Raw genomic sequence first — 17,566 nt, 5'->3', positions numbered from 1 at the left:
CCCTAGAGGAGATAGTCCGACAGTCCGCGGCGGACGAACCGTCCGTGGCCCTTGGTGCCGTGGTACGCGTCGCCGGACACGATCACGGTGCCGCGGGAGATGACCGTGTCGACCTTGCCGGCGATCTCGAATCCCTCCCAGGCCGAGTAGTCCATGTTCATGTGGTGCGTCTCGACGCCGATGCGGGTGCGGGCCGCGGGGTCGTAGAGCACGATGTCGGCGTCGGAGCCGGGCGCGATGATGCCCTTCTGCGGGAACAGGCCGAACATGCGCGCCGGGGTGGTGGCGATCGTCTCGACCCATCGGGCCAGCGACAGCTTGCCGTCGACGACCCCCTGGTAGAGCAGGTCGACGCGGTGCTCGACGCTGCCGATGCCGTTGGGGATCTTCGAGAAGTCGCCGATGCCCATCTCCTTCTGGTCCTTGAAGCAGAAGGGGCAGTGGTCGGTGGAGACGACGGACAGGTCGTTGCTGCGAAGTCCGCGCCACAGGTCGGCGCGGTGGCTCTCCTTGCCGCTACGCAGCGGCGTCGAGCAGACCCACTTCGCGCCCTCGAAGCCGGGCGCGCCGAGCTGCTCCTCCAGGGTGAGGTACAGGTACTGCGGGCAGGTCTCGGCGAACACGTTGCGGCCGAGGTCCCGGGCGGCGGCGACCTGCTCCAGGGCCTTGGAGGCCGAGAGGTGCACGATGTACAGCGGGCAGTCCGCGGCCACGCTCGCCAGCCAGATCGCCCGGCTGGTCGCCTCGGCCTCCAATGCCTCGGGGCGGGTGATGCCGTGGTAGATCGGGTCGGTCAGGCCGCGCTCGACCGCCTGCTTGACGAGCACGTCGATGGCGGGCCCGTTCTCCGCATGCATCATGATCATGGCGCCGTTGTCGCGGGCCTTCTGCATCGCGCGCAGGATCTGCCCGTCGTCGCTGTAGAACACGCCGGGGTACGCCATGAACAGCTTGAAGCTGGTGATCCCCTCGTTCGCGACGAGCTGGTCCATCGCCTTGAGCGAGTCGTCGTCGACGCCGCCGATGATCATGTGGAAGGCGTAGTCGATGTGGCACTCGCCCTCGGTCTTGGCGTGCCAGGCGGCGAGGCCGTCCTGGACCACCTCGCCGTAGCGCTGGATCGCGAAGTCGATGATGGTCGTGGTGCCGCCGAAGGCCGCGGCGCGGGTGCCGGTGTCGAAGGTGTCGGAGGCCTTGGTGCCGCCGAACGGCATCTCCATGTGCGTGTGGGCGTCCACGGCGCCGGGGATGACGTACTTCCCGGTGGCGTCGAGAATCTCGAAGTCGCCCTCCTGCGGCCCGTCGCCGGGCATGAACACGGCGGAGATCTTCTCGCCGACGACGAGGACGTCACCCGGGATCGCGCCCTGCGGCCCGACCACCGTCCCGCCCCTGATGAGCAACGCGGTCACGGCTGCACCAGCTCCCCGTAGGCGTCGGGACGGCGGTCGCGGTAGAACTGCCAGCGGTCGCGGACCGTGGCGAGCAGGTCCAGGTCGAGGTCGCGGACGATGAGCTCCGGATTGTGCGCGTCGCCGACGTCGCCGACGAACTTGCCCTCCGGGTCGACGAAGTAGCTGGTGCCGTAGAAGTCGTTGTCGCCCAGCGGCTCGATGCCGGTGCGGTTGATGGCGCCGATGAAGTACTCGTTGGCCACCGCGCTGGCCGGCTGTTCCAGCTGCCAGAGGTACGCGGACAGGCCGCGGCTGGTGGCCGACGGGTTGAACACGATCTGGGCGCCGTTGAGACCCAGGGCGCGCCAGCCCTCGGGGAAGTGGCGGTCGTAGCAGATGTAGACGCCGACCTTGCCGACGGCGGTGTCGAAGACGGGATAGCCGAGGTTGCCGGGGCGGAAGTAGAACTTCTCCCAGAAGCCCTTCACCTGCGGGATGTGGTTCTTGCGGTACTTGCCGAGGTACTTGCCGTCCGCGTCCACCACGGCGGCGGTGTTGTACAGCACGCCCGGCTGCTCCTGCTCGTACATCGGCAGGATCATCACCATGCCGAGCTCGGCGGCGAGGGCCTGGAAGCGCTCGGTGGTCGGGCCGGGGATCGACTCGGCGTACTCGTAGTACGCGGAGTCCTGCACCTGGCAGAAGTACGGTCCGTAGAACAGTTCCTGGAAGCAGATCACCCGGGTGCCCTGGGCGGCGGCCTGCCGGGCATAGTATTCGTGCGCCTTGATCATCGACTCCTTGTCGCCCGTCCAGTTCGTCTGGACGATGGCGGCGCGGATGATCGTCATGGCTGCCCCTCTCTGATCGGTCCACATTGGCCGTTGCGGGGTTCGGTCCCAACCGGATCTCGACCTTGTCGTCGGGTCGGATGCCGTAGGACACTAACGACACAAATCTAGGCGGACAATGGTCCCGTCGTTACAGAATGTTTCGGAGATGTAATTTGCTCGCCCTCATCGCCGGGGCGGTCGACGACCGCTCCGCCCGTGGTATCGCCGCGGCCGTCAGCCGCCTGGTGACCGCGGGAACGCTGCCCGCCGGGACCCGCCTGCCGACCGTCCGCGACGTCGCCCGCGAGCTCGGCATCAGCCCGACGACGGTGAGCGAGGCGTGGCGCAGCCTGGCCCGCGCCGGCGCCATCCAGACCCGCGGCCGCTCGGGCACCTTCGTCGCCGGCCCGTCCGTACCCCGCCAGCGCCTGCGTTACGCCCAGCTCGGCGGCAGGGTCAGCGAGCTGGGGGCCGGCCTGCTGCGCGACTACTCCACCGGCGTGCCGGACTACGACCTCCTGCCGAGCCTGACGGAGGCCCTGAAGCGCATCGGCGACGCCCGGCTCACCACCTCCTACCTCGACGGCGCCGTCCTACCCCGGCTCGAGGAAGTACTCCGCGAGCGCTGGCCCTATCCCCCGGAGCAGCTGACCGTCGTCGACGGCGCCCTGGACGCCCTGGACCGCGCCACCGGCGTGGTGGTCCGCTTCGGCGACCACGTGCTCGTCGAGGACCCCGCCTTCCCGCCGACGCTGGACCTGCTGGAGACGGTCGGCGCCACGGTCGTCGGCGTGCCGATCGACGAGCACGGCCTGCGCCCCGACGCCCTGAGCGCCGCCCTGGCCGGCTGCGACCCGGTCGCGCTCTACCTGCAGCCGCGCGCCCACAACCCGACCGGCGCGAGCATGACCCAGGCCCGGGCCGACAAGCTGGCCCGCATCCTGGCCAAGCACCCGGGCGTCACCGTCATCGAGGACGACCACGCCGGCGGCATCGCCACCGCCCCGCCGGTCAGCCTGGGCCGGCGCCTGCCGGGCCGCACGGTCCACGTGCTGAGCTTCTCCAAGAGCCACGGCCCCGACCTGCGCCTGGCCGCGATCGGCGGCCCCGCAAGCGTGATCACGGCGGTGACCGACCGCCGCCTGCTCGGCCCCGGCTGGTCGAGCCGGCTGCTCCAGGCCGTCCTGGTCGATCTCTTGACGGACCCGGCGACGGTACGGCAGGTAGCCCACGCCAGGGACGAGTACGCATCCCGCCGAGCCGCCCTGCTGGACGCCCTGGACGCGAGGGGCGTGACAGCGACCGGTGCCGACGGCATCAACGTGTGGATGGCGGTCGCCAACCAGCAGGTGGCCATGCTGACCCTCGCCGCACACGGGATAGCCGTCGCCCCGGGCGCCCCCTTCGAGGTGAGCCACGGCGACACGGACCACGTCCGCATCACCGCCGGCCTGATCCGCGACGACTTCGAGGCGCTGGCCGACATCTTCGCCGAGGCAGCGGGCGGCCCGACGAGAGTGAGCGGCCCGAGAACCGCCAACCACCCGCGCGGGTGGCGCTGACCGACGGCCGGTCTTCGCGAAAAGGCACGGGCCCGGCCCGGCGGGTCAGGGGCCGGCGACGATGCGGCGGGTCTCGTAGGCCCACATGGCGATCTCGACGCGGTTGCGGGCGCCGAGCTTGGCCATCAGGCTCGCCAGGTGCGTCTTGGTGGTGCTGAGGCTGATGCGCAGGGCGTCGGCGATCCCGGCGTTGGACAGGCCCCGGGCCACGGCGAGCAGGACCTCCTCCTCGCGCGGGGTGAGCGGGTCGATCGGCTGGACGGCGGGGCGGCCGGCCGGGGTGCCGGCGAAGGCCTCCAGTAGGCGCACGGTGACGCTGGGGGCGATGAGGGCCTGCCCGTCGGCCGCCGCCCGCACGGCCTGCACGAGCAGCTCCGGCCCGGCGTCCTTGAGCAGGAAGCCGCGCGCACCGGCGCGCAGGGCGCCGTAGACGTACTCGTCCAGGTCGAACGTCGTGATGACGACCACGACGAGCGGGTCGGGCACGCCCGGGCCGGCCAGCAGGCGGGTCGCCTCCAGCCCGTCGGGGGCCGGCATCCGGATGTCGAAGAGGCACACGTCCGGGCGCAGCTCGCGGGCCAGGCGCACGGCGGCGCGGCCGTCGGCGGCCTCGGCGACGACCTCGATGTCGGGCTGGGCGTCGAGCATGATCCGCAGCCCGGCACGGATGATCGCCTGGTCGTCAGCGACGAGCACGCGGATCGGCACCGCGAACCCCCTTCCCCAGTGGCAGCTGCGCCTCGACCAGCCAGCCCCCGCGGTCCGGCGCCGGGCCGGCGGACAGCGCGCCGCCGAGCAGCGTGACCCGCTCCCGCAGGCCCGTGAGGCCGAACCCGGCCCGGCCCTTGCCGCGCCGGCCACCCGCGCCGTCGTCGCGGACCGTCACCCGCACCCGGCCCGCCTCCGCGGCGACCCGGACCCGGACCGCGGTCGCGTGCTGGGCGTGCCGCAGCGCGTTGGTCAGCGACTCCTGCACGACGCGGTAGACGGCGCCGTCCACGGCCGGCGGCAGGTCGTCGAGGGGCCCGTCCAGCTCCAGGCCGACCGGGAGCCGCGCCTCGCCGGCCAGGCGCCGCAGGTCGGCGACGCCCGCCAGCGGCGCGAGGCCGGCGGTCGCGTCGCGCAGGGCGGAGACCATGGCCCGCATCGCCTCCAGCGTGCGGGCGCCCTCCTCCTCGACGCCCTCCAGGGCGGGCAGCGCGGCGGCCGGGTCGGCCGCGGCGAGCACCCGCCCGGCCTGGGCCCGCACGACGATGGCGGAGACGTGGTGGGCGACGGTGTCGTGCAGCTCCCTTGCCAGGGCCTCCCGCTCACTGGCGCGCATCCGCTCCAGCTCGCGGCGGCGGGCCGTGGACCAGGCCCGCACGGCCGCGCCCAGAACGCCCGGGAAGGCCAGGAACAGCAGGCTCCCGGCGTAGTCGGCCGGCGGGACGTCGTCGACGGCCAGGGACAGCCCGAACGCGGCCAGGATCACCGCGCAGCCGAGGGCCACGTCGCGGCCGGAGCCCCAGCGCAGCAGCGCGTACACCAGGACGAGCACGACCATCCCCGTGTAGAGGCCGGCCGGGCGCTCGTGCCCCGCGGCCAGGTCGGCCAGCGTGAGCGCGATCCCGGCGCCGTAGGCCAGCGCCACCGTGGCCAGGGGGTGGGTGCGCCGCCACAGCGTCAGCACACACATGGCGGCCGTCACCGCCAGCGACACCGCGGGCCAGACGACGTCGTCGCGGGCTGCGGCCTCCACGCCCGCCGCGGCGAGGCCGGCGGCGAGCAGCGCCCAGTCCCGCCCGGCCCGCGCCGGCGGGTCGGGGGCCCGGGGCACGGCCCACAGCCGCCGCAGCTCGCCTCGCAACACGGCTTCAGCCTGAGCCAGCCCCGCCCGCCCGTCATCGGCCGAAAGCACGAGCGTTTTGCCGGGCCGGGGGCCGATGAAGCGCGGCGCGACGGCGGGGAGGCTGCTCGCCGTACCGAATCCGCATCTTCGATGGAAGGCAACGCCGTGCCGTCGTCCACCCTGACCGCCCGCGTGGCGGGTGTGCTGTTCATCTTCGCCTCGGCCGCCGCCATCGCCGGCGGCTCCCTGTTGCTGCCCATCTCGGAGCCGGGCTTCCTGGGCGCCGGTGGCTCGCGGGCGCCGCTCGTCACCGGCGCGCTGCTGGAGTTCGCCCTCGCGGTCAGCGTCGCCGCCATCGCCGCCGTGCTGTGGCCGATGCTGCGCCGGGGCAGCGAGCCGCTGGCCATGCTGTACGTGACGACCCGGACCCTGGAGGGCGTCCTGATCGCCGCCGGCGCCACGAGCGCGCTGGTCATGACGTCGCTGGCCGGCTCGCCCGCGGCCGCGTCCGCCGGCGCGGCGGTGCTGGAGGCGCGCGAGTGGACGTACCGCATCGGGACCTTGGTGGTCTTCGGCGCGAGCGCTGTCGTGCTCAACGCCGTGCTGGTGCGCGGCCGCGAGGTGCCCCGCTGGATCTCCTGGTGGGGCCTGATCGGCGGCGCCCTGCTCCTGGCGCGGGGGATCGCCGAGTCGTACGGCACCGGCCTGCCCGCCGCCGCCCAGGCGTTCCTGGCCGCCCCGATCGGCGTCGAGGAGATGGTGTTCGCGGCCTGGCTGGTGTGGAAGGGCGGCGCCCGGGCCGGGACCTGATCGGCCGGCTCCAACTGGTCCGTTGCTAGACCGTGACGACGATCTTCTTCCCGGCGTGGAGTCCCTTCTCGAGGTGCCGGTGTGCCTCGACGACGTCGTCGAGGGCGAACACCCTGTCGATGGCGGGCCGCAGCGCCCCGAGGCGTACCCCGGCGTTCAGGAAGGCCGCCATGCGCTTCACCACGACGTCGTCGAGGGTGTGCTCGAAGCTCCGGTAGCTGAAGATCGTGAGCGGCGCGCCTCTCGGGAAGGGTGTGGGCCGCGGGTCCAGGAAGCCCGCGGCGACCAGTGTTCCGCCGGGGCGGGCCGCCTCGAGAAGTTCCTGCTGGCCGGGGCCCATGACAACGTCGAGGACGATGTCGGCGCCGGTCCCGCCGGTGTGGTGGCGGACAGCTTCGACGACGTCCACCTGGTCGGTGGCGATGACCGCGGCGGCGCCGGCGGCGAGCAGGTCGTCCTTCTTCGCAGCGTGCCGGGTGATGGCGATGGGCACGGCGCCGATCTGATTGGCGATCTGCGTCGCCGCCCGGCCGACGCCGCCGGACGCGGCAGTGATGAGGACGTGGTCGCCGGGCCGCATCCTCGCCTTCTCGACGAGCGCGCCGTAGGCGGTGGAGTACGCGACCCAGATCGCCGCCGCCTCCGTGATTGCCAGCCCGGCCGGCCGGGCGACGACCCGGCTCGCGGGGACCGTGGTGTACTCGGCGTAGCTGCCCCTGATGCTCGCGTCCGGAATGGCCGTGAGGATGACCGGATCGCCGATCTCCAGCCCGGTGACCTCGGGGCCCAGCGCATCGACGACGCCGGTGCCTTCGACGCCGAGGCGAGCGTGTGGCAGGGGGACGGGTGCGGGCGAGGCGCCCGAACGCATCATCTGGTCGAGCGGGTTGACGGCGAACGCTTCGATCCTGACCCGTACCTCGCCGGCTGCGGGCTCGACAACCGGCTCCTCGACGACGTGCATGACATCCGGCCCGCCGAACTCGTCGAACACGACGACTCGTGGCATGGTGACTCCTCCGCATCTGGTGCTGGTCTCGTTGCTCGCGCAAGACGTTACGGAGCCATGGGTTACCTCCTGGTACCTTCGACTTCCATGCAGAACGCGGCTGGACCGGCCTTCCTCGCCGACTGCCCCACACGCCTGGCGGTCGAGATCATCTCCGACAAGTGGGCCGTGCTCGTGCTCTTCGGGCTCAGCCATCAGCCTCGCAGGCACGGTGAGCTCGTCGACCTCATCGGCGGCATCTCGCGCAAGGTCCTCACCCAGACGCTGCGCCGGCTCCAGCAGTACGGTCTGGTCGAACGCCATGCCGAAGCGCCGCGGCGGGTCGAATACAGCCTCACCGACCTGGGCCGGACCCTCGTCGAGCCGATCGAGGTCCTGACGAACTGGGCGAGGGACTACGGCGGGGCCATCGTCGACTTCCAGGAGGCCGCGGAAGCGGCTACTGCTGCTCGGGCTCGCGCGGCGGGTTGATCTTGGTCGACCGGGGTCGAGGAGTCACGTCGCCACCAGTGCGCGGCAGGCCTCCCGGTCTGCGGGAAGGCCGACGGCGGCGAAGCGGGCCAGGCCGGCGGCGATTCGCTCGTGCCAGACCTCGTCGTTGTCGACCAGGCGGCGCAAGAACTCGCGCTGGTCCTCGGCGAGGGGGCGCTGCTCCCAGCCGGGCGGGAACGCCACCTGCAGGAGCGGGCCCCAGCCGGCCTCGAGCGTCTCGGCCTCCGGCGTGGCGAGGACCAGGGCGCCCGGCAGAAGCTGGTCGAAGCTCGTCGCGTGGCGCTGGGCGGCTTCGGCGAGGTCGATGTGCAGGCGCGCCATTGGGATGCCAGAGGTCGCGCACCATGGCAGGGACGTCGCCCATCGGGCCGTAGTGTCCGCCCGGCAGACCGCCCTCGAGGTGGGCCCAGTCGACGGCGGCGAGCAGCTCCTCGATGCGGTGCACCGGAACAGCATGGCAGGTCCGGCCGGCCCGGGTTCGGCCGTCGCGTTCGCCGGAAAGGCGGTTGCGGGGCGTGGGAGACTCGCGGCCGTGGGCGGAGTGCGGAATCTCAGACAGGACGAGGCACGGGTGCGGGCCGCGGTCATCGAGGTCGGGCACTACGACGTCAGCCTCGACGTGACCTGCGGGGAGGAGACGTTCCGTTCCGTCACACGGGTCGAGTTCGAGTGCCGCGAGCCGGGGGCGGACACGTTCGTCGAGCTGGCGGCGGCGCGGCTGCGGGACGTGCGGCTCAACGGCGCCGCGGTGGACACCGGCGGGTGGAGCGCGGAGCGGGGGCTGGTGCTGACCGGGCTGGCCGAGCGCAACACGCTCGTCGTCGACGCCGACTTCGCGTACACCACGATCGGGCAGGGGCTGCACCGCGGCGTCGATCCGGCCGACGGGGAGGTGTACCTCTACAGCCAGTTCGAGATCGCCGACGCGCAGCGGGTGTTCGCCTGCTTCGACCAGCCCGACCTCAAGGCCGAGTTCACGTTCCACGTCACCGCGCCGGCGCACTGGGCGGTCGTGTCGAACATGCCGGTCGGGCACCGGGACGGGCTCACCCGGCACTTCGCGCGCTCGCCGCGGATGAGCACCTACGTGGCGGCCGTGTGCGCCGGGCCGTACCACGAGGTGCGGCGCGAGTTCGACGGCGTGGACCTGGGGCTGTTCATCCGGGCCTCGATGCGCGAGCACCTCGACGCCGAGGACCTGTTCGAGGTGACCACGCAGGGGTTCGAGTTCTTCCACCGGCAGTTCGGGGTGCGGTATCCGCTGCCGAAGTACGACCAGGTGTTCGTCGCCGAATGCAACGGCGCGGCGATGGAGAACTACGGGTGCGTCACGCTCGGGGAGGAGTATTTCATCTTCCGCGGCGCCGCCACCGGCTTCGAGTACGAGAAGCGGGCCAACCACATGCAGCACGAGCTCGCGCACATGTGGTTCGGCAATCTCGTCACCATGCGCTGGTGGGACGACATCTGGCTGAAGGAGGCGTTCGCGGAGTGGGCGTCGCACTGGTGCAACGCGGAGAACACGCGGTTCACCGACGCCTGGACGACCTTCCTGTCGATCCGCAAGAACTGGGCCTACCGCCAGGATCAGCTCTCCTCGACGCACCCCGTCTACGCGGCGGCGCCCGACGTCGCGGCGGCCGAGGCGAACTTCGACGGGATCACGTACGCCAAGGGCGCCTCCGTCATCAAGCTGCTCGTCGCCTTCGTCGGGCTCCCCGCGTTCCTGCAGGGCCTGCGGTTGTACTTCCGCAAGCACGCGTTCGGCAACGCCACCTTCGACGACCTGCTGGGCGCGCTGGAGGAGAGCGCCGGGCGCCCGCTGCGCGGGTTCGCCGAGCAGTGGCTGCGCACCAGCGAGGTCAACACCCTGCGGCCGGTGCTGACCCTCGCGGACGACGGGACGTACGCGAGCGTCGCGATCGCCCAGTCCGCGCCGCCCGGGCACCCGCTGCGCACCCACCGGCTCGCCGTCGGGCTCTACGGCGCCGACGGGCGCCGCCGCGAGCGGGCCGAGCTCACCGTCGACGGCCCGCTGACCCCGGTGCCGCAGCTGGCCGGGGCCGAGGTCGCCGATCTGCTGCTGGTCAACGACGACGACCTGACGTACGCCAAGGTCCGCCTCGACCCCCGCTCGACCCGGACCGTCCTCGATAGACTGTCCACACTGGAGTCCTCGCTGGCCCGCGGGCTGTGCTGGGCGGCGGCCTGGGACATGACCCGCGACGGGGAGCTGCCGGCCCGCGAGTACGTGCGCCTGGTCGCCCGGGCCATGCCGGACGAGACCGACGTCAACCTGCTCACCAGCGTGCTCGTGCCGACCTCGCCCGCCCCGGCCAAGTCCGGCCAGGCCCAGATCGCCCTCGACCGGTTCGCCGACCCCGGCTGGGCCCCGCGCGGGCGCCGCGAGCTGGCCGCCACGGCGCTCGCCGCGCTCGAGTCCGGCGCCGCCCCGGCCGCGGCGTGGGCCCGCGCGTTTGTGTCGGTGGCGCGCACGCCCGACGAGCTCGCCGTGCTGCGCGGCTGGCTCGCGGGTGCGGGTGTACCGCGGGATCTGACGGTCGACGCCGACCTGCGCTGGACGATCCTGCAGGCGCTCGTCGCCGAGGGGGCGGCGGGGCCGTCCGACATCGACGCGGAGCTGGCCCGCGACCGGACCGCCGGGGGCGAGCGGGCCGCGGCGACCGCCCGCGCGCTGGTGCCCACCGAGTCCTCGAAGGCGGCCGTGTGGCGCCGTCTGACGGAGGAGTCGCTGCCGGCGGGGCTGCAGCGGGCCCTGCTGTTCGGCCTGCACCATCCGTCGCAGGTCGGGCTGACCTCGCCGTACCACGGGAAATATCTCGACGTCGTGGGCCGCGTGTGGGCGGGGCACGAGATCGGCCGGGCCACCGAGTTCGCGGTGTACGGCTACGCGTCGCTGCTGGTCGAGCCCGCCGCGGTGGAGGCCGCCGACGCCTGGCTGGAGGGGGCCGCCCATGCGGGGCATCCGGAGCCGCTGGTCCGGTTGGTGCGTGACGGCCGCGACAACCAGGCGAGGGCTCTGGCCGCGCGGGGGGCCGACGCGGCAGCATGAGGGGTCGGGCACGGGGACGGGAGTGGGCATGCGGTACGTGGCGATCGGTGACAGCTTCACCGAGGGCATGGGCGACGAGCGCCCCGACGGCACCCCGCGCGGCTGGGCCGACCTGGTCGCGGCGGGGCTGGCGGCGGCGAACGGGGGCGACCTGCAGTACGCCAACCTGGCCATCCGCGGCCGCCTGCTGGAGCCGATCGTCACCACCCAGCTGGACGCCGCCCTGGCGATGTCCCCGGCGCCGACCCTGATGTCGCTCAACGGCGGCGGCAACGACACCATGCGCCGCGGCACCGACCTGCCCCGCCTGGCCGAGCTGATCGAGGGCGCGGTGGTGCGCTGCGAGGCGGCCGGGGTGCGGCTGATCGTGCTCAGCGGCGCCGACCCGTCCGAGCACATGCCGCTGGGGCGGGTGGTGCGGCAGCGGGCGGGTGCCCTGACCGAGCTGGTCCGGGAGATGACGCTGCGCCACGGGGTGCTCTTCGTGGACTGCTTCAACGACGTGGAGCTGCGGCGGGCCGGGTACTGGTCCGCGGACCGGCTGCACCTCAACGCCGACGGGCATCGGCGGGTGGCGGGGCTGGTGCTCGGCGCGCTCGGGCTGCCGGTCGACGATCACCGGCTGGACGCGGCCGTGGACCGGGCGCGAGGCGTGCTGGCGGAGGCGCGGTACTACCGGCAGCACGTGCTGCCCTGGATCGGGCGCCGGCTGCGGGGGACGTCCTCCGGTGACGGGCGGGCCGCGAAGTACGCCGACTGGACCGCCGCGCCAGTCTGATCCCGCAGGGCAGTCAACCTTTCGGGCGCGGGCGTCGTCATGACCGCGACGAAAGGAGCGTCATGTTGTGGAGCCGACGCTTCGATGGGCTGGACGCGCTGGTCGCGCAGCGGGGCAACGCCCTGCTCGCGACGGCCGTGCTGCTCACCGGGAGCCGGGCGGCAGGGGAGGACCTGCTGCAGGCGGCACTCGAGCGGCTGATGCGCTCGTGGGGCCGGGTGCGCGAGGACCGGGAACGGTACCTGCGCCGCACGATGTACCACCTCGCCGTCGACCAGTGGCGCAGCCGCCGCCGGCGGGGCGAGGTCTTCGCCGGCCACGAGCCGCCCGGCGGGCCCGACCCGACCGACGCCCTCGACCTGCGCGACGCGCTCAGCCGGGCGCTCGCGCAGCTGCCGCCGCGGCAGCGGGCCGTGCTCGTGCTGCGGTACTGGGAGCAGCTCACCGAGGCCGAGACGGCCGACGCCCTGGGCTGCTCGATCGGCACCGTGAAATCCACGGCCTCGCGGGGGCTGGCCCGCCTCCGCGAGCTCACCGCCACCTGGGACCTCAACCCTGCGACCTCGAACGGGACGAACCGATGACGACCGACCTGGAAGCGCGACTCACCGAGAGCATGCACCACCGGGTCGACGGCCTGGTGCTCACCGACGACGTCCTGGCCCGGGCCACCACCCGGCACCGGCGGCGCACCAACCTGATCAGGGCCGGCGCGGTGGCGGTGGCGATCGCCGTGGCCGTCGGGGGCATCGGGGCCGTGGGCCCGCACGGCAAGCCGCGGCCGCAGCAGGCGCAGCAGCAGGCCCAGCCGCCGAAACTCAGGCTCGCCGCCGCGGCCCGGGCCAGCGAGGACATCAGCTACCGGATCAAGCTGCAGGCCGGCACGCGCACCTGCGAAGGGGCGTTCGACCCCCGGACCAACACCGGCTACGTCCGCTGCCCCCAGGACGACTCGGTCATGACCGAGCTGCTGGTCAACGGAACGCGGTACGTCGGCGGCGAGCCCCCGCTCACCCCCCTTCCCCCCGACAAGACCGACGGTGAGCAGTACGGCCGCTACGGCAGGGAGTCCGGCACGTACGACCGGCTCTCCCTCTACGCCCCGAACGGCTCGGTGCTGGGCGCCGTGTCCCCGGACCCCGCCGCCCTGTTCGACGCCCTCCAGCGCGAGGGCGCGGCCGTCACGGCGAACCCGGACGGCACGCTGCACTTCCAGTACTCGCTCAGCGAGACGAGCGGCTCCTCCGACGTCGCCGGGGACGTGACCCTCGACGCCGACGGCCGCATCGCGAAGGTCGCCATGTCGATCCACTGGCAGAGCACCGCGAAGGGCCGGCTCGACCAGGGCACGTACCCGGTGGTCCTGGAGCTGTCCGGCTACGGCGAGCCGGTCACGGTCGCCGTCCCCACGGACGTCTTCCCGGCCAGGTAGTCCGGCGGCGCGGCGAGCGGACCACCGAAGTCAGGCCTGCGCCACCGGGCCGGTCCGCTCCCGCGTCCGCCGGTGTCAGGAGTGCACGGGTTCGGCGCTGCGCGCGACGGGCTCCAGGTTGACCACCCGGTCCACGCGCCCGTCGAGGTCCGCGTCGCCGTGGTGCACGACGACCAGGCCCCGGCCGCGGGTGCGGGACTCCAGCGCCGACAGCACCCGGGCCCGGCCGGCGGCGTCCAGGTTGGCGAAGGGCTCGTCGGCGAGGTACACGTCGGCGTCCTCGCTCAGCAGGGCGCCGACCCCCGCCCGCTGCCGCTGCCCCGAGGACAGCTGCGCCGGCAGCTGGCCGGCGAGGTCGTCCAGGTACAGCGCGAGCCGCAGGGCCGGGTCCGGCACCAGGCGGCCCACCGGCAGCGGCGGCAGGTCGACCGGTGCGGTCAGGCAGGCCACCCGCGGCGGCAGCGCGACGGTGCCGGCGTCGGGGGCGAGCATGCCGGCCACGACCTGCAGCAGGGTGGTCTTGCCGCAGCCGTTCGGGCCGCGCAGCAGCACGTGCTCGCCCGGGTGCAGCACGAAGTCGGCCACGGCGACGGTCGCCTCGGGGCCGTAGGTCACCCGCACGCCGCGGACCGCGACCAGGGCGGCGGGCTCGTGGTACGCCGCCGTGGCCGAGCCGCGCAGGGCGTTGATCCGGCGCAGCACGGCGGCGCTGCGCCGCATCTGCGGGATGAGGTTGATGACGCCGACGATGCCCTCCACGGCCCGCCACAGCGAGTTGACGAAGGCGAGGAACCCGCCGAAGGACATCCGCCCGGCGAAGACGAAGAACGCCCCGACGATGAGCGACGCCGTGTCGGACAGGTTCATGATCAGGTCGCTGAGAGTGCGCTGCTGCAGCCGGAGGCGGTGGTTGGCGTACGTGATGCCGAGCAGCCCGGCGAGCGCCTCGGCGTTGACGGCCCGGCTCGGCGGGCGCAGGCCGGGCAGGCCGTGCAGCGCCCGGAACGCGGCCAGGGTCCGGGTCAGCACGTCGAGGTAGCGGGCCTCGGCCTCCCGCTCCGGGCCGGTGTTGTCCTCGATGCGCCGGGCCAGGCGGTTGCTCAGCAGCACCAGCGGCGGGAAGACCACCAGCAGTACCAGGCTCGCCTGCCACGACAGGTACACCAGCACGCCGGTGAGCACCGCCGAGGTGGCCGCCTGCCGGGCGATGCGCACCGCGGTCTCCATCGCCGGCAGCAGGCCCTCGGTGACGTCGTTGTGGATGCGGCTGACGTAGGAGCCGTCGGCGGGCACCTGCCGGGCGTCGCCGGCGAGGGCCTGCCGCAGCAGCTCGCCCTCCAGGCCCTGCGCGAAGCCGCGCTCGAAGCGCCGGCGCCAGAGGCCGGCGGCGTAGGTGGCGAGGTTGATGACCACGCCCAACGCGAGGTACCCGGCGCCGAGCAGCGCGAACCGGCCCGGGTCGCGGGCCACGACGGCCACGTCGAACAGCGCCTTGAGCAGCAGCGGGTGCACCCCGGCCTCGACCGCGCCGACGGCGGCCTCGGCCCCGACGATCCCGGCGACCTGCAGCCGGTGGCCGGCGACGGTGCGCCAGAGCTCCCCCATCAGGCCGCCTCGTCCAGCAGGAAGTCGGCGGGGCCGCCGGTGGTGGCCCGGTGCAGCACCCGCAGGACGCCGGCCGAGCCGGTCATGACGTCGCAGCTGCAGCGCAGCAGCCCCTCGCCGGGCACGGCCAGCGGCGCGACGTCGCCGGCCGGGATCCCGAACCGTGCGGGCGGGGTGAACAGGAAGACCTTGCGCACGTAGTCCAGCTGCCGCAGGGCGATGGCCCGGTACGAGGGGTCGCCGAGGAACGCGTGGGCGTCGAGCAGCGCGTCGGCGATGCCGCTCATGCCGAACGCGTAGCCGGGCAGCGCGGAGCAGTCGACGTCGAGGCCGCGCAGCACGGTGCGGGCCGCCTCCTCGTCGCCGTAGCGCAGCAGCACCTGGGCGACGCCGGCGGAGCCGACCTCGACGTACGGGAACAGGGTCCCCTCGTGCTCGAAGGTGAGCGCGTCGCCCCACGGCTGGGCGTTGGCCATCTCCCACGCGAGGGCCCGCCGGCCGAGGCGCAGGTGCGTGTCCTCGCCGGTGACCTGGTGCATGCGCAGCAGGAACAGCGCGGCGCCGGCCTGGCCGAAGCCGAGCCCGGTGAGCGGCCCGTCGGTGGCGTACTCGTTGCGCCAGAAGGCCAGCTCCCCGTCGCGCTCCACGGTGTCGTGCAGCGCGTCCGCGCAGGCCCGGGCCGCGGCCAGGTCGGCCTCGCGCCGCTCGCGCAGGTAGAAGCGCAGCCGGGTGACGCCGATGCCGGACAGGCCGTAGTAGAACGTGTAGTCCTCCCCCGGCTCGGCCCGCTCCAGCAGGTCCCGCGCCTCGTCGCGCAGCCCGACGGCGTCGGCGGCCCAGGCGATGCCGGCCAGGCCGGTCATCAGCCCGGGCGGGTACTCGGCCGCCTCGATGCCCCCGAGGCGCTCGCGCAGCCAGTCCCGCCACTGCGGGCGGACCTCGACGCCGCTCTCGTGCAGCGCCCACAGCACGCCGCTGGCCCCGAGGCCGAGGCTGAGCGGGTTGGTGACGTGCGCGAACGGGTCGGCGGGGAACAGCGTCGCGCGGTCCGGGTCGGCGACGGCGGTGACGAACGCGGCCACGCCGTCGCGCGCGGCGGCCAGCCCGGCCTCGCCGCCGGCGTCGATCGGGTGGGGCGGCTGCGGCGCGGCGGTGGCCCCGCGCAGCGACTCGAGGCTCGCGATCACCTCGTCGAGCGTGACGCGGGCCGCGGCCAGGTCCAGCAGCAGCTCGTGCAGGCGGGGCGGCCAGCCGAGGCGGTCGACGTAGAGGCGGAACAGCTCGAAGACGTCGTCGCGCAGGAACGACATGGCGGCGATGGGGAAGATGAGGTACGCCATGATCGCCGCGAGGCTGTAGAGGTCCCCGTCCAGCTCCGGCACCCCGTCGGCCCGCCGCGAGTGGCTGAACCCGGGCGTGAACAGCTCGACCGTGCCGAGCATGGCGTCCCCGCCGTCCGCCTCGCCGACGAGGCGGCAGCTCTCGAGGTCGATGATCGTCACGTGGAACGTGGCGGGGTCCACGAGCAGGTTGGTGGCGTTGAGGTCGCCGAGGATCACGCCCCGCTCGTGCGCGGCCCGGATCGCGCGGGTGAAGCTGTCGAAGATGGCGAGGTAGACGCGCAGGAACTCGGTGGCCGCGGCGGCCTCGACGGCCGGGTGGACCAGCGGGTTGTGCTCGAACAGCAGCTCGCGGATGTCGGACGCCTCGACGTGCTCCATGGCGAAGAAGTGGTGCTCCCACTGGGTGAACTCCGCGATGGCGGCCGGGAAGTGGCCGGTGCCCGCCAGGCGGCGCAGGAACGACCATTCGTGGCGCAGGATGTCGACGGCGTCGTGGTCGTACCGCGGGTTGGGGTTGGTGTGCGGACGGGCCTCCTTGACCACCACGGCCCGGTCCCCGTCGGCGGTGTCCTCGGCGACGTAGACGCCGCCGCTGTTGGAGAACTGGATCGCCTCCACCACCCGGAACCGCCCGCCGAGCAGGTCCGGGCCGCTCTCGTCGTCGTCGGGCTTCCAGTCCGCGAAGGGCCACGGCAGGTCCCACGGCACGGCGAATCCGGCGCGCCGCTCGTCGGAGACGCGGCCGTCCGGCCCGATGATGTGCGGCACCTTACGGCCGAGCGCGTCGATGGTGTGCGTGTCGAGGAACTGCCCGTAGCGGAAGTACAGGGCCTTGTGGTCGCGGTAGCGCACGTCCGAGAGGATGTACGCGCCCTCGGCGTCGCCGAGCAGCTCGGCCAGGCCGGCCACGCACGAGCGGAACTCGTCCTCGTCGTGCGGGTAGACGGTGATGAGCTTGCCGCTGCTGCCGCGGTGCATGCCCTTGGAGTTGAGCATCTCGAAGATGTTGAGGTCGAGCGCGACCTTGCAGTCGATGTCCTGCCCGGCGAGGTAGGTCAGCACCCGCGTGGCGACGTCGTGGACGTTGTGCCGGGTGGCCGACACGTGGATCTTCCAGCCCTGGGCGGGCAGGTCCGGGTCGTGCCGGTGGCTCCACCAGATGCCGGCCCGCTCGAACCGCGCCCGGACCTGCTCGTCCAGGCCGGTGAGGAAGTGGTCGCGGCGAGGGCGGTAGGCGACCTCGAGCGGGTCGTAGAAAAGGGTGTCGTTCCAGGCGTAGAAGAAACGGTTCACCCAGCGTTCCTCGCGCACCACATCACCTCGTGTCAGAAAGACGACTGTCGTTATCGATCCACCTGGCAACAGTTGACGTAGCTGCTGCCGAAGCTCGAGCCGCGCATGCCG

General features: G+C 73.3%; 15 protein-coding genes. 7 read left to right on the top strand and 8 right to left on the bottom strand.

The genetic code is table 11. From position 1 onward, the window contains the following. Positions 1-2: 2 nt before the first annotated feature. Both hydA and ABD352_RS56050 read right to left on the bottom strand, forming a co-directional pair. Complete coding sequence (hydA, locus tag ABD352_RS56055; RefSeq protein ID WP_344620886.1) at positions 3-1,412, bottom strand: dihydropyrimidinase; 1,410 nt, start codon at positions 1,410-1,412, stop codon at positions 3-5. Further along, a complete protein-coding gene (locus ABD352_RS56050) occupies positions 1,409-2,245 on the bottom strand; it encodes a nitrilase-related carbon-nitrogen hydrolase (RefSeq protein ID WP_344620885.1) in 837 nt (278 codons plus the stop codon). Before ABD352_RS56050 ends, hydA begins: the two co-directional genes overlap by 4 nt. Before the next feature lie 155 nt (positions 2,246-2,400). Between ABD352_RS56050 and ABD352_RS56045 the strand changes: the two genes are divergently transcribed. Next, a complete protein-coding gene (locus ABD352_RS56045) occupies positions 2,401-3,789 on the top strand; it encodes an aminotransferase-like domain-containing protein (protein WP_344620884.1) in 1,389 nt (462 codons plus the stop codon). A 45-nt stretch (positions 3,790-3,834) separates the two neighbouring features. Here the strand turns inward: ABD352_RS56045 and ABD352_RS56040 are convergent, their stop codons facing one another. Both ABD352_RS56040 and ABD352_RS56035 read right to left on the bottom strand, forming a co-directional pair. Further along, positions 3,835-4,497, bottom strand: a complete 663-nt coding sequence (locus ABD352_RS56040) for a response regulator (protein WP_344620883.1) — start codon at positions 4,495-4,497, stop codon at positions 3,835-3,837. After that, a complete protein-coding gene (locus ABD352_RS56035) occupies positions 4,472-5,641 on the bottom strand; it encodes a sensor histidine kinase (protein WP_344620882.1) in 1,170 nt (389 codons plus the stop codon). Before ABD352_RS56035 ends, ABD352_RS56040 begins: the two co-directional genes overlap by 26 nt. 129 nt (positions 5,642-5,770) lie before the next feature. Between ABD352_RS56035 and ABD352_RS56030 the strand changes: the two genes are divergently transcribed. Further along, positions 5,771-6,430 (top strand): DUF4386 domain-containing protein, encoded by a 660-nt coding sequence (locus tag ABD352_RS56030; protein WP_344620881.1) that lies wholly within the window; start codon positions 5,771-5,773, stop codon positions 6,428-6,430. Between the two features lie 25 nt (positions 6,431-6,455). Here the strand turns inward: ABD352_RS56030 and ABD352_RS56025 are convergent, their stop codons facing one another. Beyond that, complete coding sequence (locus tag ABD352_RS56025; RefSeq protein WP_344620880.1) at positions 6,456-7,439, bottom strand: zinc-dependent alcohol dehydrogenase family protein; 984 nt, start codon at positions 7,437-7,439, stop codon at positions 6,456-6,458. A gap of 87 nt (positions 7,440-7,526) precedes the next feature. Here ABD352_RS56025 and ABD352_RS56020 point away from each other — a divergent pair, with 87 nt between their 5' ends. Next, positions 7,527-7,910 carry a winged helix-turn-helix transcriptional regulator gene (locus tag ABD352_RS56020; protein WP_344620879.1) on the top strand — a complete coding sequence of 128 codons (384 nt, stop codon included), beginning with the start codon at positions 7,527-7,529 and terminating at the stop codon, positions 7,908-7,910. Between the two features lie 24 nt (positions 7,911-7,934). Here the strand turns inward: ABD352_RS56020 and ABD352_RS56015 are convergent, their stop codons facing one another. Then, positions 7,935-8,252 carry a hypothetical protein gene (locus ABD352_RS56015; protein ID WP_344620878.1) on the bottom strand — a complete coding sequence of 106 codons (318 nt, stop codon included), beginning with the start codon at positions 8,250-8,252 and terminating at the stop codon, positions 7,935-7,937. 220 nt (positions 8,253-8,472) lie between these two features. Between ABD352_RS56015 and pepN the strand changes: the two genes are divergently transcribed. From pepN to ABD352_RS55995, 4 genes are all read left to right on the top strand, one after another. Next, positions 8,473-11,004 carry an aminopeptidase N gene (gene pepN, locus ABD352_RS56010; RefSeq protein ID WP_344620877.1) on the top strand — a complete coding sequence of 844 codons (2,532 nt, stop codon included), beginning with the start codon at positions 8,473-8,475 and terminating at the stop codon, positions 11,002-11,004. 28 nt (positions 11,005-11,032) lie between these two features. Next, a complete protein-coding gene (locus ABD352_RS56005; protein WP_344620876.1) occupies positions 11,033-11,782 on the top strand; it encodes an SGNH/GDSL hydrolase family protein in 750 nt (249 codons plus the stop codon). Between the two features lie 62 nt (positions 11,783-11,844). After that, positions 11,845-12,366 (top strand): SigE family RNA polymerase sigma factor, encoded by a 522-nt coding sequence (locus tag ABD352_RS56000; RefSeq protein WP_344620875.1) that lies wholly within the window; start codon positions 11,845-11,847, stop codon positions 12,364-12,366. Then, positions 12,363-13,214 carry a hypothetical protein gene (locus ABD352_RS55995; protein WP_344620874.1) on the top strand — a complete coding sequence of 284 codons (852 nt, stop codon included), beginning with the start codon at positions 12,363-12,365 and terminating at the stop codon, positions 13,212-13,214. Before ABD352_RS56000 ends, ABD352_RS55995 begins: the two co-directional genes overlap by 4 nt. Positions 13,215-13,289: 75 nt before the next feature. Here the strand turns inward: ABD352_RS55995 and ABD352_RS55990 are convergent, their stop codons facing one another. Together ABD352_RS55990 and lanKC are read right to left on the bottom strand one after the other, a co-directional pair. After that, complete coding sequence (locus ABD352_RS55990) at positions 13,290-14,819, bottom strand: ATP-binding cassette domain-containing protein (RefSeq protein ID WP_344620873.1); 1,530 nt, start codon at positions 14,817-14,819, stop codon at positions 13,290-13,292. After that, entirely contained in the window at positions 14,819-17,455 is a 2,637-nt protein-coding gene (gene lanKC / locus ABD352_RS55985) for a class III lanthionine synthetase LanKC (RefSeq protein ID WP_344620872.1), read from the bottom strand. The genes ABD352_RS55990 and lanKC overlap by 1 nt, the downstream gene beginning before the upstream one ends. Positions 17,456-17,566 lie beyond the last annotated feature (111 nt).

The sequence above is a fragment of the Dactylosporangium salmoneum genome (assembly GCF_039532525.1).
GTDB classification, from domain to species: domain Bacteria; phylum Actinomycetota; class Actinomycetes; order Mycobacteriales; family Micromonosporaceae; genus Dactylosporangium; species Dactylosporangium salmoneum.
This window is presented reverse-complemented; position numbering and strand designations above follow the sequence as displayed.

Bases quoted from the DNA above. Each gene is read 5' to 3' on its own strand.
- ABD352_RS56050 (WP_344620885.1), bottom strand. From the start codon at position 2,245: ATGACGATCATCCGCGCCGCCATCGTCCAGACGAACTGGACGGGCGAC.
- ABD352_RS56030 (WP_344620881.1), top strand. From the start codon at position 5,771: ATGGAAGGCAACGCCGTGCCGTCGTCCACCCTGACCGCCCGCGTGGCG.
- ABD352_RS56025 (WP_344620880.1), bottom strand. From the start codon at position 7,439: ATGCCACGAGTCGTCGTGTTCGACGAGTTCGGCGGGCCGGATGTCATG.
- ABD352_RS56020 (WP_344620879.1), top strand. From the start codon at position 7,527: ATGCAGAACGCGGCTGGACCGGCCTTCCTCGCCGACTGCCCCACACGC.
- ABD352_RS56015 (WP_344620878.1), bottom strand. From the start codon at position 8,252: ATGGCGCGCCTGCACATCGACCTCGCCGAAGCCGCCCAGCGCCACGCG.
- ABD352_RS56005 (WP_344620876.1), top strand. From the start codon at position 11,033: ATGCGGTACGTGGCGATCGGTGACAGCTTCACCGAGGGCATGGGCGAC.
- ABD352_RS56000 (WP_344620875.1), top strand. From the start codon at position 11,845: ATGTTGTGGAGCCGACGCTTCGATGGGCTGGACGCGCTGGTCGCGCAG.
- ABD352_RS55995 (WP_344620874.1), top strand. From the start codon at position 12,363: ATGACGACCGACCTGGAAGCGCGACTCACCGAGAGCATGCACCACCGG.
- ABD352_RS55990 (WP_344620873.1), bottom strand. From the start codon at position 14,819: ATGGGGGAGCTCTGGCGCACCGTCGCCGGCCACCGGCTGCAGGTCGCC.